The 478-nt window shown below is 44.4% G+C and carries 1 pseudogene; it reads left to right on the forward strand.

Annotated features, from left to right (window positions below):
• Positions 1–478 (forward strand): annotated as a pseudogene (locus NXS07_RS20800) (IS1 family transposase); the annotation flags it as partial.

Raw genomic sequence — 478 nt, forward strand, 5'->3', positions numbered from 1 at the left:
AATGGCTCCGGTGTGAGAGACACGGGACGTGTTTTAAGTATCGGTATCAATACGGTAATGCGTACTTTAAAAAACTGTCGCCAAAACAGGTAACATCAAGGCAGGTTGTTTATGATGATGTCACCCTCATTTGTGAACTGGATGAACAGGGGTCTTTTGTGGGCAACAAAAAACAACGTCATTGGCTTTGGTATGCTTTTGATACAAAAAGGAAGCAGGCCATAGCCCATGTATTCGGTCCTCGAACAGATGCCACCTGCAGAAAACTGCTCGACTTATTAGCCCCTTTTCATATTCGTTTCATCACGACCGATGGTTGGGGAAGTTACGCCAGAGAAGTCGAGCCAGAAAAGCATTTGGTGGGAAAAATTTTGACCCAACGTATCGAACGGCATAATCTCAATCTGCGCATCCATATCAAGCGGCTGGCAAGAAGAACCCTTTGTTATTCACGCTCAATAGAAATCCACGAAAAACT

Source organism: Xenorhabdus bovienii, from assembly GCF_024721015.1.
In the GTDB taxonomy this organism is placed as follows: Bacteria; Pseudomonadota; Gammaproteobacteria; order Enterobacterales; family Enterobacteriaceae; genus Xenorhabdus; species Xenorhabdus bovienii.